This is a genomic window from Sphingomonas kyeonggiensis (assembly GCF_030812785.1).
Lineage (GTDB): Bacteria > Pseudomonadota > Alphaproteobacteria > Sphingomonadales > Sphingomonadaceae > Sphingomonas > Sphingomonas kyeonggiensis_B.
In genome coordinates, this window is the sequence record NZ_JAUSTJ010000003.1 from 326572 (window position 1) to 344717 (window position 18146).

Genomic DNA, 18146 nt, shown 5'->3' on the forward strand with positions numbered 1-18146 from the left:
CGGACCGCCCCTTTTGATAGCGTTGGACGCCACGCCGTCAGACATCGCCGGCTTCGCCGCCGCTGCTGGCCGCCGTGGCGAGTCTTCGGATTGCTTGGGCAATCCGAAGCCGCCCGCGCCTTAGCGCTTCGAGAACTGGAAGCTGCGGCGAGCCTTGGCGCGGCCGTACTTCTTACGCTCGACCGTACGGCTGTCGCGGGTCAGGAAGCCTGCGCGCTTGACCGGGGTGCGGAGCGCCGGCTCGTACTTGGTGAGCGCCTGGCTGATGCCATGCTTCACCGCGCCGGCCTGGCCCGAAAGGCCACCGCCCTTGACGGTGCAGATCACGTCATACTGACCTTCGCGCTCGGTGATGCCGAACACCTGGTTGATGACGAGGCGCAGCGTCGGACGCGCGAAATAGACTTCCTGGTCACGACCGTTGATCGTGATCTTGCCGGTGCCGGGCTTCAGCCAGACGCGGGCGACGGCGTCCTTGCGGCGGCCGGTCGCATAGGCGCGGCCGAACTTGTCGAGTTCCTGCGCGCGCAGCGGGGCGGTGCTGACCGGCTCATCGAGCTGGCCGGCGAGATACGCCTCGGCGCGGTCGTCGGACGAAGCCTGGGCCTGGGCGGCCACGGCCTGCTCACCGGCGGCGATGGCGCCGAGATCGGAAAGGGACTGGCGGTTGTCGGACATTATGCGCCCACCTTGTTCTTGCGGCTCATGCCGGCGATGTCGAGGACCTCGGGGTTCTGAGCTTCATGGGGATGCTCAGCACCGTTGTAGATGCGCAGGTTGCGCATCTGCTGGCGACCGAGCGGACCGCGCGGGATCATGCGCTCGACGGCCTTCTCCAGGACGCGCTCCGGGAAGCGGCCTTCGAGGACCTTGGCGGCGGTGATGCCCTTGATGCCGCCCGCATAGCCGGTGTGCTTGTAGTACACCTTCTGGGCCAGCTTCTTGCCGGTGAAACGGATCTTGTCCGCGTTGATCACGATGACATTGTCACCGCAGTCGACGTGCGGGGTGAAGCTCGTCTTGTGCTTGCCACGCAGCACATTGGCGATCACGACCGCGGCGCGGCCGACGATCAGACCGTCGGCATCGACGATATGCCACTTCTTCTCCACCTCGGCCGGCTTGGCCGACTTGGTGGTCTTCATCAGCGCCTTCATGGGCGAGACCTTTCGAGTATGAAACGCAACGCGCCGCCGTTTCCGGCAGCGCGGTTGATGGCCCTCTGACGATTCGGATTGGAAAAGTCAAGAAAAGCGCGGGTTTGCTGACGGGTATCTGGGTACCTAGTGGTGATTCCCTCTCAGCGGAGCCAGGTGAGGGCCAGCGTTTCGACCGGAACTTCCTTGCCGTCGATCTTCGCGGTGCGGTGGTTCTCGAAGCGGAGCGGCATGCCGCTGGCCAGGTCGATCAGCGTGGTCGAGGCCTCGCTGAGCAGCATTTCGGGCATCATCTGCTCGAGCTGCTGCTTGCGCGCGGCCTTGTCCGCAGGCGCGAACCGGTCGACGGCGCGGGCGAGCAGTTGCTTGAACGAGTCCGGATCATATTCGGTGCGCGAGGTGAGCGTGGCGGTGCGGCCAGGCTCGACGGCGCTGAGCGTCACGGTGACGTCCATCGCCACGCTACCGCCGAGCAGCGGCACCGGCTGTTCGATCGGCGAGCGGATCGCCTCGCCCGGCTCCATCGACAGGCCGCCCCCGCCGAAGAGCGGTTCGACGTTGCGCAGCAGCATCGAGGGCGCGGTCTCGGCGGTCAGGCCGGCGAACATCGCCCGGACCTGCGGCAGGACCTTGTCGCGATCCGTGGCGGGGATCATGGCGGTGGCAGCCTCCACCGCGGCCATCACGCGGGCCTGCGCCGCTGGCCAGTCATGGACGCGCAGCACATTGCCCTCGGCATCGAGCTCGAAGGCGATCGGCTCGCCGGTGAACGGAGCGATCATCGGCGCGACTGCCGGCGCGCGCATCTCGGGCGGCAGCGAGGTAGCATCCATCCGCCAATAGGCGAGGAACCCGTCGCCCGCCTTGGCGAAGCGGAGCTCCTCCACCCAGTTCGCCACGGCGGCGGGCCGGCCCGGGCGCGCGGCACGATCGCGGACGACGCGGTAGCGCAGCGGCGTCTCGAGCGGTGGGTTGAAGACGATGTCGATCGTCGCCGGCTCCGCCTTGCTGCTGGCCTGCGCCGCAGCGGGCATGGCCGGCGTGAGGCAGGCGAGCAGCGCGGCGGCTGCTCCGACGAGAATCGAGCGCATGGATTTCCCCTTTGTCGCGGACACGGCCATGGGCCCGGCGGCAAGTCAATTCCCGCCGGCGAGAGGCTCGACCGTGAGAAGCGTGGTACTGACCTTTTCCAGCCCGCCCGCGTGGATGCGCAGGATCTTGCTGTTGCGGGTGATCAGCCCGGTACGGGAATCCATCTCGGTGACGCGCTCGAGTGTCACGCCTTCGCCGGTGGCATTGACGGTGCTGCGCATATACCCGCGCCCGGAAGCGTCGTGACCGTCCGCATGCCGTCGAGCGGCGCAGTGCCGCCATGGGTCGAGCGGCCGGGCAGGCGGACCGCGGCGTTGCCGGGCGTCATCGCCTCGTCGGGGATCACCGCCAGCACCAGCGACGAGAGCATCGCGCGCTGGCGCTCGGCCGGCATCGCACGCAGCGGCGCGGCAATGCGTGCCGCGAGCTTCTCGCGCTCCAGTGGGGCGAGGGTACGGCGCGCGGCGGCACTCTCGGCGACGCGCTGGCAGAACCGGTCCCACAGCGCAGGCATCTCGTCGATCGCGGTGACTGCGCCGGCACGATCGAGATGGAAGAGGATCGTCCGGCCGGCAAACGCGCCGAAGCCGGCTTCGTAGAGTGCACCGCTGGTATCGGCAGTGTCGCCGGCTGCGGTGCGGAGCGTCACTTCGGCGCGATAGCCTTCGCCCTCGCGCAGGAAGCGGAGCGCGCGCTCCATGCGATAGACGCGGGCATCGTCGCGGCGCTCGGTGACCACGCGCATCGGCGCGTCGAGCGGTGGGGAGAAGCCGGCCACGCTTGCCTGGAGGACAATCGCGGCGAGCAGCATCAGCGCGTCTCGGCTTCCACCCAGGCGCCGACATCGGCACCGGCAGTGACGGTCCAGCTCTCGATCACCGGCAGGTCATAGGGATGGAGCGCGGCGATCCGCTCGCGCAGCCGGGTGGCGAGCATCGGCCGGGTCTTGAACAGCACCGGCACTTCCTCGGCGCGCTCCAGCTCGCCGTGCCAGAGATAGAGCGAGGTGCAGGGCGTGAGGATATTGGCGCAGGCGGCGAGCTTCTCGGCCAGCACCGTCTCGGCGACGCGCTCGGCATCCGCCCTTGTCGCGAAGGTCACGTAGAAGAGCGCCAACTCGCTCAAGCCCGGTTGCTGCCTGCGACATGCGCCCCCCGGACGGTGGCGATCACCACCAGCGCGCCGGTGAGCTGGTGGAGGGCGGCGAGCCAGATCGGCATGCCGGCCATCACCGTGGCGATGCCGAGCAGGATCTGGGTGCCGAAGGCGCTGTGGATCGCGATCGAGGCGCGGCGGTCTGTGGCGCGGACCTTGCGCGAAAGCACGACCAGCGCCGCCACCGTCACCCAGGCCCACCAGCGATGGATGAAATGGACCACTGCCGGATCGGAGAAGAGGATATGGCCGAGACTCTGCCCCGCCTGGCTGACGCCCGGGAAGAACTGGCCGTTCATCAGCGGCCATTGGTCGGTCACCAGTCCGGCGCGCAGCCCCGCGACCAGCGCACCGTAGAAGAGCTGGACGGCGAGGATGACGAGCACTGCAGTGGCGAGGCCGGTGAGGCGGGCCGGCCGCGCGCGGGAATTACGCCTGAGCGCCAGCAGGTCGAGCGCAGTCCAGACGATGCCGCCCAGCGTGAACAACGCGGTCATCAAATGCGCGGCGAGCCAGAAATGATCGACCGCGGTGCTGGTCTTGTTGAGGCCCGACTTGACCATCCACCAGCCGAGCGCACCCTGCAGCCCGCCGAGCGCGAGCAGCGCGACCAGCCGCCAGCCATAGCCTTTGGGGATCGCCCGGCGGATGGCGAACCAGATCAGCGGCAGGGCGAACGCAAGGCCGATCACCCGGCCGAGCAGCCGGTGGAGATATTCCCAGAAGAAGATGTTCTTGAACTCGGCGAGCGTCATGCCGCGGTTCAGCTGCTCATATTGGCCGATCTGCTGGTAGCGGACGAACTCGGCCTGCCATGCCGCTTCGGTGAGCGGCGGGATGGTGCCGGTGAACGGCTTCCACTCGGTGATCGAGAGGCCGGATTCGGTGAGGCGGGTGATGCCGCCGATCACCACCATCAGCACGATCAGCGCCGCGACGGCGAACAGCCAATGGGCAAGGGCGCGGGGGCGAGCGGAGGCGGGAAGCGAAGTCATCTGCAGCACGGGCGGAGGTGTAGTTCCGAAGAGAGGCGATGGCGAGTCCTGCCCCGGTCCTACGCGCATGGCTTTGACCGGCGGCAAATCCCGCGTGCTGCGACAGATCGGAAACATATGTGCTATTGATAAGATAATTTAGGGCGGTGTACCTTCTGCGGACGCTGCACCGGCAAGGGCCGGGCAGGACCCGGCGTAACTGGCCGGAGCAAAGAGAGGGGTACGCCATGAAGCCTGCACATATCGGCCGTTTCCTGAGCCGCGCCTGCGGCGCCGCGATCGCGCTCGCCGCCACGGCGCTGCCGGTCCACACCGGTGCGCAGACCGCTGCGCCGAACCTGGTCAAGCCGCAGCCGACCCGGCCGAACGTGGTCGTCATCCTGCTCGACGATGTCGGCTTCTCAGACGTGGGCGCGTTCGGCAGCGAGGTGCCGACCCCCAATATCGACGCGCTGGCCAAGGGCGGGCTCTCCTTCACCCAGTTCTACAATAGTGCCCGATGCAGCCCGTCGCGCGCCTCGCTGCTCACCGGCACCTATCCGCACCAGGCGGGGCTCGGCCATCTCGAGGGCGTCGACGTGCCGGAATCGCAGGGACTGAAGAGCAAGCTGCTAGACCGGGTGGTCACGTTGGCGGAAGTGGCGAAGTCGGCCGGCTACTACACCGCGATGGCCGGCAAGTGGCATGTCGGGATCGGGCATGGGGTCGGGCCCTGGCAGCGCGGCTTCGATCATTCGCTGACCACGCCTTACGGCGAGCTCTATTATCCGAACCAGCCGCAGCCGATCGCGCAGAACGTGTTCATCGACGGCGAGAAGGTGCCGGCCAATTCGCCGCGGGTGGGCACGGGCGACTGGTATTCGTCGGACATGTTCGTCGACTGGCAGACCAGATTCTTCAAGCAGGCCGAGAGCGAGCACAAGCCCTTCTTCCTCTACATGCCCTTCACCGCGGCGCACTTCCCGCTGATGGCGCCGGCGGAGGACGTCGCGAAGTTCAAGGGCAAATATATGCGCGGCTGGGACGTGATCCGGCGCGAGCGGTTCGAGAAGCAGAAGAAGCTGGGGATCATCGCCGCCGATGCCGAGCTGCCGCCGGCACTCGCCAACAGCTATGACTGGGACAAGCTGACCGCCGAGGACAAGGACCGGTTCGACACGCTGATGGCGGTCTATGCCGCGGTGATCAGCCGGGTCGACCGGGCGATCGGCACGCTGGTAGAGCGGCTCCGGGCGTCGGGCGAACTCGACAACACGCTGATCCTGTTCATGTGCGACAATGGCGGGAACGGTGAGAGCGGCCCCGATGGCCGGCTGAACGGCAAGGGCGCGCCGGGCAGCGCCCAGTCGGTGGTGTGGACGGGCATGAACTGGGCGACGATGCAGAACACGCCCTTCCAGTATTTCAAGCACTTCACCGAGGAGGGCGGCATCGCGACGCCGCTGATCGCCTATTGGCCCAAGGGCATCGCGGCGGAACAGCGTGGCGCGAAGGTGGCTGCGCCCGGCCATCTGATCGACGTGATGCCGACCCTGGTCGAGCTGAGCGGCGCGACCTATCCCAAAACGTTCAACGGGCATGACATCGTGCCGATGCAGGGCCGCTCGATGGTCCCGGCCTTCACCGGCAAGCCGCTGACCCGCGACAAGCCGATCTTCTGGGAGCATGAGGGCAATCGCGCGGTGCGCGACGGCCAGTGGAAGCTGGTCGCCCGCTTCCAGCAGCCCTGGCAGCTGTTCGACATGGCGGAGGACCGCGCCGAGATGCACGACCTCGCCGCCGCCCAGCCCGAGCGGGCGAAGAAGATGGCGCAGCAATGGGATGCCTGGGCCGCGCGCAGCTATGTCGATCCGTGGCGCGAGGAATATGACCGCAACGGCAATGGCCAGCCCCGGCAGAACTGGGGCGGCTGGGAGAAGATCGCGCGACCCTATGCGTTGAAGCCATGACGCTATTCCAATTTTAGCGATTCGCGCGCGCCGGGCTTGCGCGCATAGTCCGGCGAAACGGGTCGGCAAGGGGGATCGCACATGGGCAAGCGTCTGACGCGGCGGCAGGCAATCGGCGGGGCAGTGGTGGCGGGCAGCCTGGCGAGCTGGCCCGGCCTCGCCACCTTGGCGGGGGCATCGACGACGCTGTTCCGCGAAGTGCTGCTGGTCGACGGGACGGGCAGGGCGCCGCGGCTCGCCAATGTGCTGGTGGCGGATGACCGGATCGTCGGGATCGAGCCGCCTTCCGCCACGGGCGACGCGGCGCGTGTCGTCGCCGGCGAGGGACGGGTGCTGGCGCCCGGCTTCATCGACATGCACAGCCATGGCGACCCGCTCGTGGACAGTTACGAGGCGTTCCTCGCCATGGGCGTCACCACGATCACGCTGGGGCAGGACGGTAGCGGGCCGCGGCTGGGCAAGGGGCTCGATCCACGTCCGTGGATGCAGGCGATCGACCGGGCGAAGATCGACGTCAACGTCGCGCTGCTCGCCAGCCATGGTACGCTGCGCCGCGCGGCTGGCGTGTCGGACTCGGTTCGCCGTGTCGATGCCGCCGGACTCGCGCGGATGGCGGCGCAGCTCGAGGCGGAGCTGAAGGCCGGCGCGTTCGGCCTGTCCTATGGCCTCGAATATGTGCCGGGCATCTATTCGGAGACCGCCGAGCTGACCAATCTCGGCAAGGTCGTCGCGCGCCATGGCGGCGTGGTGATGAGCCATATGCGCTCGGAGAATGACGAGGAGATCAAGGCCTCGATCGACGAGCTGATCGCCTCCTCGCTGCCGGCGCGGCCGCATATCTCGCACCTGAAGGTGGTGTTCGGGAAGGGCGAGGCGCGGGCGCGCCAGCTGCTCGCCTTCCTCGCCGAGAAGCGCCGCCAGGGGATCGACCTGACCGCCGACCAATATCCCTATGAGGCGGGCTATACCGGCATCGCGATCCTCTTCCCCAAATGGGCGCTGCCGCCGACCGATTATACCAGGGTGGTGGCCGAGCGCCGGCAGGAGCTGCGCGACTATCTCGTCCAGCGCATGACGCGGCGCGGTGGACCGGAAGCGCTGCTGATCGGCACCGCCCCCTATGCCGGCAAGACGCTGGCCCAGGCGGCGCAGGAGGCCGGGCTCCATTATGCGGACTTCCTGATCAAGATCGGCCCGCAGAGCGGATCGGGCGCGCATTTCACCCAGGACAAGGCACTGCAGGACGTGCTGCTCGTCGATCCCTTCGTTGCCTTCTCGACCGATGGCGGGCCGGGCATGCGCCACCCGCGCGCGACCGGCACCTATGCCAAGCTGATCGAGGAATATGTGGTGCAGGGCAGGAAGCTCAGCATCGAGGAGATGGTGCGCAAGGGCACCGGCTTCCCCGCGCATATCCTGCGGCTGGGCGATCGCGGGGTGATCCGCCCGGGGATGAAGGCCGATCTGATCCTGTTCGATCCGAAGCGGGTGAAGGCGCGCTCGACCTATGTCGATCCCTTCGCCAAGGCCGAGGGGTTCGATTTGGTGATGCTTGGCGGCATGGTTGCCTATGAGGGCGGCGTGCGGGTGGCGAAGGCGGGGAAGCTGTTGCGGGCGCGGTAGAAGGACGACCGTCAGCCGTCATCCCCGCGAAAGCGGGGACCCATCTCGTGCGCTATCCCGAAATACCGCCGGAATGCTCTGCTGAATGTCCGGGAGATGGGTCCCCGCTTTCGCGGGGATGACGCGAAGGAGATTATTTCTTCGCAGCCACCGCCTTGCACAGCCCGTCCGTCGCCAGCGCGATCCGCGATTCCGGCATGTCGCGGTTGGCCGGCGCATTCTCCACGCCGCGCGTCTCGGTGTTGAAGGTTAGCAGGCTGCCGATGTGCTGGTCTGGGCACAGGCTCAGATAGGAGCGGAAGCCGTTCTGGTCGCCGTTGTGGCCGATAATGCGGATGCCCTCGGTCTTGTCTAGGAAGAAGGACAGGCCGCTCCAGGTGGTGCTGGCCATCCGGCCCTGAGTGAAGTCCTCGCCCGCGCTGATCTGGGGTTGCCACATCTCTTCGAGCGAGCTGCGCTTGAGGACCAGATCGTTCTTCGGGTCGCCGAGCAGGAAGGCGACGTATTTCGCCATGTCCGGCAGCGGCGCGTTGAGGCCGCCGTTCGATACGGTCACTCCGGTATCGGCATCGAACGGCGCCGCCACCCGCTTGCCGTCGCGGATGTAGTAGCTGTGCGAGCGGTGCGGCAGGAGATAGGGCGGGGTGCGGTCGAAATAGCTCGCGGTCATGCCGAGCGGGCGCAGGATGTTCTTGTCGACATAGACTTCGAAATCCTCGCGCGACAGCCGCTCGATCACCTGGCCGAGATAGACGATGCCCGGGTTCGAATAGCTGAACCGGCTGCCGGGTTTGAACTTCACTTCGGTGTACGGAATCATCGCCTTGAGCTGCTCCCAGCCCGGCGGCTCAAAGGGCTGCCACTCCTTGTCGCGCCACGGCCAGGTGCCGTTCCGGAAGCCCGCGCTGTGGCTCATCAGCTGGCGGATGGTGATCGCGCTCGGATCGCCGAACGGATCGTGCACCCCGGCCAGCTCGGGCACATAGCGGATGATCGGGTCGTCGAGCTTGAGCAGCCCGCGGTCGCGCAGCTGCATGATGGCGATGCCGGTCATCGACTTGGTGATCGACGCCCAGTGATAGATGGTCTGCGCATCCACCGGCACATGCGCATCGGCATCCTGCTCGCCGAGATGGTCCGCGACGACCGTGCGGCCGTCGCGGACCACATAGAAGCTGCTGCCGGCGATCCCGGCCTTCGCCACTTCGGCCCGGTGCAGCGCGCGGAAATCGGCGACCGCCTTGTCGAACCCGCGGTCCTGCGCCGCCGCCGGCGTGGCGGCCAGTGCCAGCAGGAGCAGCGCGGCGCGCCTCATGCCGGCCTCAGCGTGGTGCGGCTGGCGGCTCGGGCATCGACCGCGGTGCGACTGAACGGCATGGGCTGCATCCGGCCGTTGGCCCAATTGGCATATTGGTCGCGATAATGGGGCGAGCGCGGATCGATCGACTGGCCGGGCAGCATCAGCATCAGCGAATTGTCCCAGGCGCCGACATCGATCACCTGGAGATAGGAGGCGCCGCCACCGACCTGCCAGCTCGACGAACCCAGCCAGCGCGCCATCACCGTATAGCCGTCGCCGCCCGAGCCTTCGCCCTCGATCGCCGGGAAGGCCCGGGCGATGGCGGGGATCGCCGAGAGCGGATGGCGCAGCCGAACCTGGTGGAGCGTGCCATAGCGCCATGCGGCGGGATCGGGGCCGAGCTTCTCACGGGCCGAGGCCCAGGCGGAGGCAAGCGCCGAATCGAGCATCGCGTCGCGCGCGGCGGCCGGATCGGTACCGAGCCGCGCATCGGGCCGGGCGAGCAGCTCGAGCAGCAGCGACGGCGCGATCGAGGGGATCAGGCCCTTGGCCCGCGTCGGCACGATCGCGGCGAGCATCCGCTTGCCGAGATCGCGCCAAGTCATCTCGAATAGGGCGGCGGCACCGCTGTCCCGGTCGATCCGGGCATCCCAGGCGCGCAGCATGTCGACCGCCGGCTTGGCGGCAGCAGAAGGGGCTGCGGGCAGCAGCGCGAGGAACTGGCGCGCGGGGGTCGACAGGGTGTCGTGCTGGAGCGCGACGCTGTCAGCGAGCGTGTGCTTATCCTGCGTCTTCAGCACATCGGCGATCCGCTCGTAGCGATAGGGATCGCGGAAGGAGAAGGCGGGGATGCGGTCGCGCGGCCAGTCGGCGGGCAGGTTGTTCTGGTTGGCCGAGGCGAACCAGCCTTTCGCCGGATTATACTCGCTCGGCAGCGACTCATACTTGCGCATGCCGGTCCAGTCGTAGCGGCCGTCGCCGGGCACCGGGAGCAGGCCGTCGCCCTTCTTGCGCACCGGTGCGAAGCCGATCACCTGCCAGCCGGTGTTGCCGTCGACATCGGCATAGTGGAAGTTGGTCGGCGAGGGGTGGAGCTCAAAGGCCTTGCGCAGGCCCTTCCAGTCCTTGGCGAGGTTGATCGCGATCATCGCGAAGGCGCCGTCGCCGCCCGGCTGCATCGCGATGGTGGCGAGGGCGGTAGCGCGGCGCTTCTCCGGGTTCCAGGAGATTACCGGGCCCTGCACCGAATAGCGCAAGGTCACCTTGGCGGGCGCGCCGCCCTTCACCGCGATCGCTTCCTCGATCTTGTCGAACCGCTTCCAGCCGCCGTCGTGGCGGTAGCGTTCGGGGTCGGCGGGATCGAGCTCGAGGATGAACAGATCGCCCTGGTCGATATGGAAGTTGGTGCGGCCAAAGGCGAAGCGGTCGGTATGGCCCTGCATGATCCCGGGCAGGCCGGGCGCGCCGCCGCCGATCAGGTCGAGCCCCGGCGCGGTCAAATGCGCGATGTGGCGCGGGCTGAACCCGCCGATGCCGAGATGCGGATCATTGGCGAGGATCGGCCGGCCGGTGGCAGTGCGCGACGGCGAGACCGTCCAGGCATTGCTGCCGGCATTGGCACGCTCGACCGAAGCGGCGGCGGGATCCTGGCCGGTCAGCTCGGCCCAGGGCAGGCCCTCGATATTGAGCACGCCCAGATCTGACGGACTCACCGCGGCGGCGTCGAGCCCCTCGGGCACCTGCATCTTCCAGGCCGGGCGGAGCGGGGCGATCACCGCGTCGAGATCGAGCATGCCGATCGCGGCAAGCTGGGCGCGGCGGACCTCGTCGTCGACATTGCCGCTCGCCGCCTCGCGGGCGCGGACCAGGTCGCGCAGGTCCCAGCGGATCGGGACGATCTGGAGGATGCGATATTCGAGGGGGAGCAGCGAGGGATCGGCGATCAGCTCGTCGATGCGCGCGTTGATGCCGGCGATATAGGCCTTGGCGCAGGCGAGAACGTCGGCCGGCACGCGGCGCAGCTCGGCGTCGATGTCGCCGCGATAATGGAACAGCCGGGCGTTGGCGTCATGCCTGGCGAAACGGGCGCCGAATGCCTCGGCGAGGCGGCCGAGCTCGCGGCGGTGCGACAGGTCGATCTGGAACAGCCGGTCACGTGCGACGACATAGCCCTGGCCGAAGAAGGCATCGGGGATCGAGGCGGCGCGGATGTGCGGCGTGCCCCATTCGTCGTCGACGATCTCGATCGGCGCGCTCGCGCCGCGGACGGTCTGCTGCTGGGTGGTGACCAGCCGGGGCCTGGCGGCAGCGGCAGCGCCGGTGAGCAGGGCGGCCGTCGAGCTCAGCAGGAAGGCGCGGCGGTCGAACATCAGCAAATCCCCTGGGCACGGTTTGGCGGGGAGGTTGGTCCGGCCATGCGCCGCTGTCCATCGGAACAGAAGTTCGACGGTAATAACCAGAGGTTATTGGGATCTTCTGACTCCCCTCCCTGCAAGGGAGGGGCTGGGGGTGGGTGGCGAGCGTAGCGAGCTCAGCTGGCCGGCTGGCGCATAAAGAAAAGGCCGGGCATCGAGCCCGACCTTTTCTAACCCACCCCTGACCCCTCCCTTGCAGGGAGGGGAATTTGAAGGAGAAGGTCAGGCCCGCGCGCCGTCGTTCACGGCAGTCTCGTTCCAGCGCAGCGCCTTGAGTACGGTGTCGACGATGTTCTCGGCCTGGAGGCCTGCCTCGGCATATTGCAGCTCGGGCTTGTCCTGGTCCTGGAAGATGTCCGGCAGGCGCATCGTGCGCAGCTTGAGGCCGGCGTCGATCAGGCCCTGGTCGCTCGCCATGGTCAGGACGTGCGCGCCGAGGCCGCCGATCGCGCCTTCCTCGATCGTCACCGCCACTTCATGGGTGGTGAGCAGGCGGCGGATCAGCTCCTCGTCGAGCGGCTTGGCGAAGCGCAGGTCGGCGACGGTGGTCGACAGGCCCTTGGCCTCCAGCGCATCGGCGGCCTTGAGCGCCTCGGCCAGCCGGGTACCGAGCGAGAGGATCGCGACGGTCTTGCCCTCGCGGACCACGCGGCCCTTGCCGATCTCGAGTTGCTGCGGAACTTCAGGCAGCGTGACGCCGGTGCCATTGCCGCGTGGGTAGCGCACCGCGATCGGGCCGCTGTCGTGTAGCGCAGCGGTGTGGGTCATATGGACCAGCTCGGCCTCGTCGGCTGCGGCCATCACGACGAAATTGGGGAGCGTCGCCAGATAGGTGACGTCGAAGCTGCCAGCATGCGTCGCGCCATCGGCGCCGACCAGCCCGGCACGGTCGATCGCGAAGCGGACCGGCAGGTTCTGGATCGCCACGTCATGGACGACCTGGTCGTAGGCGCGCTGCAGGAAGGTCGAGTAGATCGCGCAGAAGGGGCGCATGCCCTGCGCGGCGAGACCGGCGGCGAAGGTCACTGCGTGCTGCTCGGCGATGCCGACATCGAAGCTGCGCTCGGGGAAGGCCCGAGCGAAGCGGTCGACACCGGTGCCCGAGGGCATGGCGGCGGTGATCGCGACAATCTTCGGATCGCGCTTCGCTTCCTCGATCAGCGCGTCGCCGAAGACGTTCTGATAGGCCGGCGGGCCTGGGGGCGCCTTGGCCTGGGCGCCGGTGATCACGTCGAACTTCTGGACGCCGTGATATTTGTCCGCTGCCGCCTCGGCCGGGGCATAGCCCTTGCCCTTCTTGGTGACGACATGGACGAGGATCGGCCCTTCCGCGCTGTCGCGGACATTCTCCAGCACCGGGATCAGGTGGTCGAGATTATGCCCGTCGATCGGGCCGACATAATAGAAGCCCAGTTCCTCGAACAGCGTGCCACCGGTGACGAGGCCGCGAGCGAACTCCTCGGTCTTGCCCGCCGCGGTGGTGAGGCGGCGCGAGAATTTCTGGATCGCGCGCTTCGCGAGGCTGCGCAGGCCCATATATTCGGACGAGGACACCATCCGCGCGAGATAGGCGGAGAGACCGCCCACCGGCGGGGCGATCGACATGTCGTTGTCGTTGAGGATCACCACCAGGCGGTTGCCCGCCGCCTCGGCATTGTTCATCGCCTCATAGGCCATGCCGGCGCTCATCGCGCCGTCTCCGATCACCGCGATGCCCTTGCCGGGAGTGCCCGCCAGCTTGTTGGCGACCGCGAAGCCGAGCGCGGCGCTGATCGAGGTCGAGGAGTGCGCGGCGCCGAACGGATCATACTCGCTCTCGCTGCGCTTGGTGAAGCCGGAAAGCCCGCCGCCCTGGCGCAGCGTGCGGATGCGATCGCGGCGGCCGGTGAGGATCTTGTGCGGGTAGCATTGATGCCCGACGTCCCAGATCAGCCGGTCGTCAGGAGTGTTGAACACGTAGTGGATGGCTACGGTCAGCTCGACCACGCCCAAGCCGGAGCCGAGATGGCCGCCGGTGGTGCCTACCGCGCTGATCGTCTCGGCGCGCAGCTCGTCGGCCAGCTGGCGGAGCTGGTGCGGCTGGAGCTTGCGCAGGTCATCGGGCGTGTCGACAGTATCGAGCAGCGGCGTGCTGGGTAGATCGGCCATCCAACTGCCCTTACTCCTCCGTTTTCACGAAGTCGAATATTGCGCGCGTGGATTTTTGGTGCAGGTGCCGCGTGCGGGGAGCGCTCAGTCGCAATCCGCGCATTTGCCGCGCACTTCGATCACCGGGCGCTCGGGCGAGAAGCCCGTGCCCTTGGCGGCGGCGCGCACCGTCTTGGTGATCGAGTCGTCGTCGATATGCGTGGTCTGGCCGCAGCTGTCGCAGACCAGGAAAATGCAGTCGTGCAGGCAGTCCGGATGCGTGTTCGCCATATAGGCATTGGCGCTCTCGACCCGGCGGGCGAGGTTCGAGCCGACGAACAGGTCGAGGATGCGGTAGACGCTGTTGGCGGCGACCCGGCGGCCCTCGGCCTTGGAGACGGCCTCGGCGATGTCATAGGCGGAAGCGGGCTTGTCGAAGCCCGCCAGCGCCTCGAACACGCGCTCACGCATGGCGGTCCATTGCTCGCCGGACTTCTCAAGCGTGGTCTGGGCGACCTTGGTCAGCTCGTTGCCGTGATGCTCGTGATGATCGTGCGCGTGCATGGTTTTAATGTAGGCCCGCGGGGCCCTTGCGGCAAGCTCAGTAGGTGGCGCGGCGGTTCAGGTCGTGGCCCAGCGCGACGAGGCTGACGCCCACGAGTGTCCAGAAGATCTCGAAATCACCGTGCGGGAGCGAGAGCGCGCCGCCCATGATCCCCAGGCCGAAGGCGCCGACGATCGCCGGGGCCATATAGCCATGCGACATCACGCCCTTGACCAGCGCAAAGGCGCCGAAGCCGATCGCGAGGGTCAGGCCGACCTCGTGGATCGCCGGGTTGAGCAGGCCGCCGGCCGAGGAGATGACGGTGAGCAGAATGGTGGTCGTGACGCAGTGGACCAGGCACAGACCACTGATCCCGATCGCGATACGATCGAGACGCGCATCAAGCTTTCCCCATACATGGGCCAGCGGGAGACTCACCGACATGAACAGGGATATAGGGCAAGCGGGTTAAAGATACAACATAACATCGGAACCAGAATCGATCCGATGCGGTCAACCGAGCAACCCATGCCCCTTCGCCCAGGTGAGGAACAGCTCGGGCCAGGCGTGTGCCGGCTTGCCCTGGGTGCGGGCGCCCCAGCCGAAGCCGTGGCCGCCCTGCTCGAAGATATGCGTTTCCACCGGCACCTTTGCCGCCTTGAGCGCGGCGCGGAAGAGCAGGCTGTTCTCCACCGGGACGACGTCGTCGTCCTCGGCATGGACGAGGAAGCAGGGCGGCGTGCGCTTCGGATCGACTTGCTTGTCGGGCGAGTAGAGCGCGACCTCGGTCGCGCTCGGCGTCTTGCCGATCAGCTGGGTCCGCGAGCCGGCATGGGCGAAGGGCGGCGCCATCGTCATCACCGGATAGATCGGCGCGGCCAGCAGCGGGCGTGCGCTGACCGCGTCGATCGCGTCCTCCATCGGGCCGACCGCGGCGTCGATGCGGGTCGCGAGATCGGCGCAGAGATGCCCGCCGGCGGAGAATCCCATCGCGCCGATCCGCTCGGGATCGACCTGCCACTGCGCGGCCCGGTGGCGGATCAGCCGCATCGCGCGCTGGGCATCGGCAAAGGGGACGTTCCAGCTGTTGCGCCACGGGTCGCCGGGCAGGCGGTAGAACAGCACGAAGGCGGTGATCCCGCGCGCGGCGAGCCAGGTGCCGAGCTCATAGCCTTCCTTGTCGACCACCACCCGCGAATAGCCGCCGCCGGGGATGACGAGCATCGCGGCACCGTTCGGGTTGGCGGCGCGGAACACGTCCAGCCGCGGCGTGCGGATGCGATCCATCGCGCGGTCGGGGAAATTCGGATCGGGATTGCGGACCAGGACATGGTCCTGAAGGCCCTTGTCGAGCAGGCCGGGTGCCTCGTTTGGCCAGATCGGGAAGCTGGCATCGGGCGTGACCGGGCCGGACGGCGCGCCGGTCGCTGCCCTGGCGGCGAGCGGGAGGAGCGGGCCGGTCAGGCCGACGGCGAGCAGGTCTCGGCGATCCATGATGCCGGTCTAGCCGCAAGCAGGACGTAAGGGAAAGGGGCGCGGGTAGGCCGGGTGACGCTCTAGGGTACGCCACCCGGCCACGCCCGCATTTCCTATGTAGAGGATTTGCGGGCAGTTACCAGTGTCGTGCGCCGGTCGGCAGCGCCGGCGCGCCGAATCTCATGCGTGCTGGCCCAGATAATGGGCCTGCGCGGCTTCCGTGGCGTTGATCGCGAGGATCGAGCGCGCGTCGGCGGCGGTGCGGACGCGGCCGGTGCGGTCCGATGCCGCGTCGAGCACCCGGTCGAGCAGCGCCTGGCCCTCGTGCCACCAGCCGATGCCGCTGGCTGCGTTGAGATGCCCCTGCGGGCCGGCATCGACGAAGAAGCTGCCCCAGCGCTTGGCGAGATCGCGGGCGCGGTCGATGCTGATCCAGGGATCGTCCTGGCTCGCCACGGTGATCGAGGGGAAGGGCAGTGGCTTGGCGGGGACCGGCGCGAAGCCTGCCAACTCGGGCTTCACCTCGGCACGGTCGACATCGGCCGGCGCGACGAGCAGCGCGCCCGCCACCGGCCAGCCGAACGGCTGGGGCGAGAGCTCGGCCCACCAGGCGACGGCGAGGCAGCCGAGGCTGTGCGCGGCCAGCACCACCGGCGCCTGGGCGCTGCGGATCGCCTGGTCGAGGCGCGTCACCCAGGCGTTGCGATGGGGCGTGTCCCACATGCCGAGCTCGACCCGGCTGGTGTCGGGGCGGGATTGCTCCCAGAGCGTCTGCCAGTGCGAGGGCCCCGAGCCACCGAGCCCGGGGACGGTGAGGACGAGCGGGGAATGGTCGTCAATCGGAGCGAAGATGGTCATCGTTGCGCACTCCAAGGGAGAGCAGGCCGGAGTGCGCAATTTATTCCCACTAATTAGATAGGCAATAGGCGCTGCGCCGGGTCGAAGGCCGGTTGCGCCGAGCCGTTGATCAGGGGGTTTCGTAGAGCGTCTGCTCGGCGGCGCGGCGCTTCTGCAGACCCGGCATCACCTTGCCGTCGGCATGATCCCAGAGCGGAAATTGCGCCGCGGCGCCGGCATAGTCGCCCTGCTTGTGGAGCTTGAGCAGCGTGCTGCTCGAGAGATTCCCGACACCGAGATTATAGGCGAAGTCGACCAGCGCATCGAACTGGTTCTGGCTGGTCGGCGCGCCGCCTTCCACCAGCGAGGAGACCTGGGCGGAGAAGCTGGTGAGGCTCGATTGCAGCCGGGCGTCGCACTGGGCCTGGGTCCACACCGTGGTCTCGGTGATGTCCGATCCGGTCGACCCCCAGCCGATCGTCCAGGGCTCGCCGCCGGTGCCGGGATCGGGATAGGCCTTGAAGCTGCCGTCCGCCTGCTTCTCGGCACAACCTTCGAACTCCTCGACGAGCGACACGCAATTCTGGCTGGGCGTCATCTTCGGCTCTCCCCTTTTCCCGGCCATCCTGCCCCAGGCGCCCGGCAAAGGCGCGCGGCTTTGCATCCGAAGCGGTTGCACCTAAGGAGCCCCCATGCCCAAGCAGCGTGCCGACCAGATGCTCGTGGATCGCGGCCTTGCCGAGAGCCGCACCCGCGCCCAGGCGCTGATCATGGCGGGGCTGGTCTTCGCCGGCGACCGCAAGGTCGACAAGCCCGGCCAGCAATTCCCCGAAGAGACCCAGCTCGAAGTGAAGGGGCGCGACCATCCCTGGGTGTCGCGCGGCGGGATCAAGCTCGCCCATGCGCTCGACCATTTCGGTTGGGACGTGACCGGCGCGGTGGCGATCGACGTCGGTTCCTCGACCGGCGGCTTCACCGACGTGCTGCTGAGCAAGGGCGCCGCGCGCGTCTATGCGGTGGACAGCGGCACCAACCAGCTCGCCTGGAAGCTGCGCCAGGACCCGCGGGTGATCGTCTATGAGCAGACCAGCGCGCGCATCCTGACCGAGGCGCATATCCCGGAACAGGTCGACATCATCGTCTGCGACGCGAGCTTCATCTCCCTCGCCAAGGTGCTGGAGGTGCCGTTCCGCTTCGCCAGGCCCGGCGCGCGGCTGGCGGCGCTGATCAAGCCGCAGTTCGAAGCGGGGCGCGGGGAAGTGGGCAAGGGCGGGGTGGTCCGCGATGCTGCGGTGCACGAACGCGTCTGCCGCGAAGTGTCCGACTGGGTCGCGGCGCAGGGCTGGACGGTCCACGGCATCACCACCAGCCCGATCACCGGACCCGAGGGCAATGTCGAATTCCTGATCGGCGCGACGCGGGAAGCCTGATTTCCTTCCGTCATCCCCGCGAAAGCGGGGACCCATCTCGTGCGCCA

Annotated in this window: 18 protein-coding genes; 3 read left to right on the top strand and 15 right to left on the bottom strand. The window is 67.9% G+C overall.

The window, feature by feature from the left end; all coding sequences use genetic code 11:
• Positions 1-120 precede the first annotated feature (120 nt).
• From rpsI to J2W22_RS19440, 7 genes are all read right to left on the bottom strand, one after another.
• A complete protein-coding gene (gene rpsI / locus J2W22_RS19410) occupies positions 121-678 on the bottom strand; it encodes a 30S ribosomal protein S9 (protein WP_307119928.1) in 558 nt (185 codons plus the stop codon).
• Positions 678-1157, bottom strand: coding sequence for a 50S ribosomal protein L13 (gene rplM, locus J2W22_RS19415; protein ID WP_137864542.1), 480 nt, complete (start codon positions 1155-1157; stop codon positions 678-680). Before rplM ends, rpsI begins: the two co-directional genes overlap by 1 nt.
• A 143-nt stretch (positions 1158-1300) precedes the next feature.
• Entirely contained in the window at positions 1301-2248 is a 948-nt protein-coding gene (locus J2W22_RS19420) for a hypothetical protein (protein WP_307119929.1), read from the bottom strand.
• Between the two features lie 45 nt (positions 2249-2293).
• Complete coding sequence (locus J2W22_RS19425) at positions 2294-2470, bottom strand: hypothetical protein (RefSeq protein ID WP_307119930.1); 177 nt, start codon at positions 2468-2470, stop codon at positions 2294-2296.
• Positions 2434-3060 carry a hypothetical protein gene (locus J2W22_RS19430; RefSeq protein WP_307119931.1) on the bottom strand — a complete coding sequence of 209 codons (627 nt, stop codon included), beginning with the start codon at positions 3058-3060 and terminating at the stop codon, positions 2434-2436. The genes J2W22_RS19425 and J2W22_RS19430 overlap by 37 nt, the downstream gene beginning before the upstream one ends.
• Entirely contained in the window at positions 3060-3374 is a 315-nt protein-coding gene (gene cutA / locus J2W22_RS19435; RefSeq protein WP_307119932.1) for a divalent-cation tolerance protein CutA, read from the bottom strand. Before cutA ends, J2W22_RS19430 begins: the two co-directional genes overlap by 1 nt.
• Complete coding sequence (locus J2W22_RS19440; protein ID WP_307120688.1) at positions 3371-4399, bottom strand: COX15/CtaA family protein; 1029 nt, start codon at positions 4397-4399, stop codon at positions 3371-3373. The genes cutA and J2W22_RS19440 overlap by 4 nt, the downstream gene beginning before the upstream one ends.
• A 227-nt stretch (positions 4400-4626) precedes the next feature.
• Between J2W22_RS19440 and J2W22_RS19445 the strand changes: the two genes are divergently transcribed.
• Positions 4627-6348: an arylsulfatase gene (locus tag J2W22_RS19445; RefSeq protein ID WP_307119933.1), complete on the top strand. Its 1722-nt coding sequence runs from the start codon at positions 4627-4629 to the stop codon at positions 6346-6348.
• A gap of 81 nt (positions 6349-6429) precedes the next feature.
• Complete coding sequence (locus tag J2W22_RS19450) at positions 6430-7971, top strand: N-acyl-D-amino-acid deacylase family protein (RefSeq protein WP_307119934.1); 1542 nt, start codon at positions 6430-6432, stop codon at positions 7969-7971.
• Positions 7972-8104: 133 nt separating this feature from the next.
• On the opposite strand, the gene J2W22_RS19455 is transcribed toward J2W22_RS19450, so the two are convergent.
• The 8 genes from J2W22_RS19455 to J2W22_RS19490 all read right to left on the bottom strand — a co-directional run bounded on the left by J2W22_RS19455 (position 8105) and on the right by J2W22_RS19490 (position 17267).
• The gene (locus J2W22_RS19455; RefSeq protein WP_307119935.1) at positions 8105-9286 is read right to left on the bottom strand and encodes a serine hydrolase domain-containing protein; all 1182 of its coding nucleotides are present in this window, start codon (positions 9284-9286) and stop codon (positions 8105-8107) included.
• Entirely contained in the window at positions 9283-11640 is a 2358-nt protein-coding gene (locus tag J2W22_RS19460) for a penicillin acylase family protein (RefSeq protein ID WP_307119936.1), read from the bottom strand. Before J2W22_RS19460 ends, J2W22_RS19455 begins: the two co-directional genes overlap by 4 nt.
• A gap of 267 nt (positions 11641-11907) precedes the next feature.
• Positions 11908-13833: a 1-deoxy-D-xylulose-5-phosphate synthase gene (gene dxs / locus J2W22_RS19465; RefSeq protein ID WP_307119937.1), complete on the bottom strand. Its 1926-nt coding sequence runs from the start codon at positions 13831-13833 to the stop codon at positions 11908-11910.
• Between the two features lie 84 nt (positions 13834-13917).
• Positions 13918-14376, bottom strand: a complete 459-nt coding sequence (locus J2W22_RS19470) for a Fur family transcriptional regulator (protein ID WP_183997532.1) — start codon at positions 14374-14376, stop codon at positions 13918-13920.
• Between the two features lie 37 nt (positions 14377-14413).
• Positions 14414-14800: a MerC domain-containing protein gene (locus J2W22_RS19475; RefSeq protein WP_307119938.1), complete on the bottom strand. Its 387-nt coding sequence runs from the start codon at positions 14798-14800 to the stop codon at positions 14414-14416.
• Positions 14801-14869: 69 nt separating this feature from the next.
• The gene (locus J2W22_RS19480; RefSeq protein WP_307119939.1) at positions 14870-15850 is read right to left on the bottom strand and encodes an alpha/beta hydrolase; all 981 of its coding nucleotides are present in this window, start codon (positions 15848-15850) and stop codon (positions 14870-14872) included.
• A gap of 162 nt (positions 15851-16012) precedes the next feature.
• Positions 16013-16690 carry an RBBP9/YdeN family alpha/beta hydrolase gene (locus J2W22_RS19485; RefSeq protein ID WP_307119940.1) on the bottom strand — a complete coding sequence of 226 codons (678 nt, stop codon included), beginning with the start codon at positions 16688-16690 and terminating at the stop codon, positions 16013-16015.
• A gap of 109 nt (positions 16691-16799) precedes the next feature.
• Positions 16800-17267, bottom strand: a complete 468-nt coding sequence (locus J2W22_RS19490) for a lysozyme (RefSeq protein ID WP_307119941.1) — start codon at positions 17265-17267, stop codon at positions 16800-16802.
• A 94-nt stretch (positions 17268-17361) separates the two neighbouring features.
• On the opposite strand from J2W22_RS19490, the gene J2W22_RS19495 reads away from it, so the two are divergent.
• The gene (locus tag J2W22_RS19495) at positions 17362-18099 is read left to right on the top strand and encodes a TlyA family RNA methyltransferase (protein ID WP_307119942.1); all 738 of its coding nucleotides are present in this window, start codon (positions 17362-17364) and stop codon (positions 18097-18099) included.
• The last annotated feature ends 47 nt before the right edge of the window (positions 18100-18146 follow it).